Annotated in this window: 2 protein-coding genes; one reads left to right on the top strand and one right to left on the bottom strand. The window is 68.1% G+C overall.

The genetic code is table 11. The annotated features are described in order from the left end of the window. Positions 1-511: FAD-dependent oxidoreductase (locus BIS11_RS16365; RefSeq protein WP_253586559.1), on the top strand; the 511-nt coding region annotated here is incomplete at its 5' end. A 99-nt stretch (positions 512-610) separates the two neighbouring features. On the opposite strand, the gene murF is transcribed toward BIS11_RS16365, so the two are convergent. After that, positions 611-1,901 (bottom strand): UDP-N-acetylmuramoyl-tripeptide--D-alanyl-D-alanine ligase (murF, locus tag BIS11_RS16360; protein ID WP_253586558.1); only part of this gene is annotated, 1,291 nt, incomplete at its 5' end.

Below are 1,901 nucleotides of genomic sequence, written 5' to 3'. Positions count from 1 at the left end.
GATCAAGGTCTTGCTCTTGAGCGTGGCGGTGATCGGCGGCGGCAACTCCGGCGTCGAGGCGGCGATCGATCTGGCGGGTATCGTCGATCACGTCACCCTGGTCGAGTTCATGGGCGAGATGCGCGCCGATGCGGTGCTGCAGAAAAAGCTCAAGAGCCTGCCCAACGTCGACATCATCCTCAACGCCCAGTCCACCGAGGTGACCGGCGACGGCAGCCGCGTGAACGGCCTGACCTACAAGGATCGCAACACCGACGAGCTCAAGCAGATCGCGCTCGAAGGCATCTTCGTCCAGATCGGTCTGGTGCCCAACACCGAGTGGCTCAAGGACACCCCGATCGAGATGACCCCGCGTGGCGAGATCATCGTCGACGCCCACGGCATGACCTCCGTGCCCGGTGTCTTCGCCGCCGGCGACGTCACCACCGTGCCCTACAAGCAGATCGTCATCGCCATGGGCGAAGGCGCGAAGGCCTCGCTCGGCGCCTTCGACTACCTGATCCGCAACTGATCGACCCCGAGGGGCTGCGGCCCCTTTTTCTACTTTTCTTTTCCCCTTTGACGCAAGACCGTGACGTCCCGCCCGCCTCCCGGCGGGCTTTTTTTGTCGCTAGGCCTCGCTCAAACGGCGGGCGAGCTCGCTCAGTCCGAACTTGTTCGAGCCCTTGAAGGCGACCCAGTCGCCGGGTTCGAGCGCCTCACGAAGCCGCTCGGCCAGCGCTGATCTCGAGGAAAAACTGGCCACCCGGGGAACGCTCTTTCCGAGCAGCGGCTCGAGGGTCTGCATCTGCTCACCCAGCAGCCACACCGAGTGGGCGCCGCTTGCGAGGATCGGCTCGACCAGCGCGCGATGGTAGTCAGGGCTCTGCGCGCCGAGTTCGAGCATGTCGGCCAGCACCAGGTGCTTGCGGCGCGACTGGACCCCCTGCGCCTGCGCCAGCATGGCCTTCATCGACAGCGGGTTGGCGTTGTAGGCGTCGTCGAGAAGCTCGATATCGCCCTCTCGCCAGGCGATGCGTCGGCGGCGGCCACGCCCCTCGGGCGGCGCCACCCGTGACACGAACGGCACCACGTCGCGAGGCGAGAAGCCCAGCGCGAGCAGCACCCCGAAGGCCGCCAGCACGTTCATCGCCCAGTGCTGCCCCTGCCCGTCCATGGCGATCTCCACGCGCTCGCCTGGGTAGTCGACCACCAGGCGCGCCGCGTCGTCGGACTCGACCCGGCGAACCGTGGCGTCCGGGTGGGCGCCGAAGGAGAGGATGTGCAGCCCGTGTCGTCGCGCCGCCTCCAGGACGATCGGCCACTGCGCCATGTCGCGGTTGATCACCGCCACGCCGCCCGGCGGCATCGACTCGAAGATGCGGCTCTTGCGCACCGCCACCTGCTCGACGCTGTCGTGATACTCCAGATGCGCCGGCCCCGCGTTGAGAAACACCGCCACGTCCGGGCGCGCCAGCGCGGAGTTCTGGCCCATGCGCCCGATCGCCATCTCGATGACCTGATAAGGCGCCTGCCAGGGGACGCTGGCCAGCGTCCAGGCGATGCCGTGGGGCAGGTTGGCGCTGTGAGTGGTCGCCCCCACTTCCCCCCAAGGGCGCAGCAGCGCCTCGAGCAGCGCGACCAGGGTCGTCTTGCCGGCGCTGCCGGTGACGCCGATCACCTTGCCCGCAAGCTTTTGGCGAGCGTAGCGGCCCATCGCGAGCACGGCCTGGTCGATATCCGCCACGCGGTAGACCGGCATCCCCAGTGCCGCAAGCTCGGCCGCCTCATGAGAGCCGTCCGCGAGCAGCAGCTGCGGCGTGAAGGGCAACCTGCTTAAACTCTTGACCGGAAGCCCACGCCCGCTTGCCGCGCCGGCGCGGCGCAGGGCGACTGCGTGGCCCGCCGTCATGGTCTGGAGG

This window comes from Halomonas sp. 707D4 (genome assembly GCF_024158685.1).
Lineage (GTDB): Bacteria > Pseudomonadota > Gammaproteobacteria > Pseudomonadales > Halomonadaceae > Vreelandella.
This window is presented reverse-complemented; position numbering and strand designations above follow the sequence as displayed.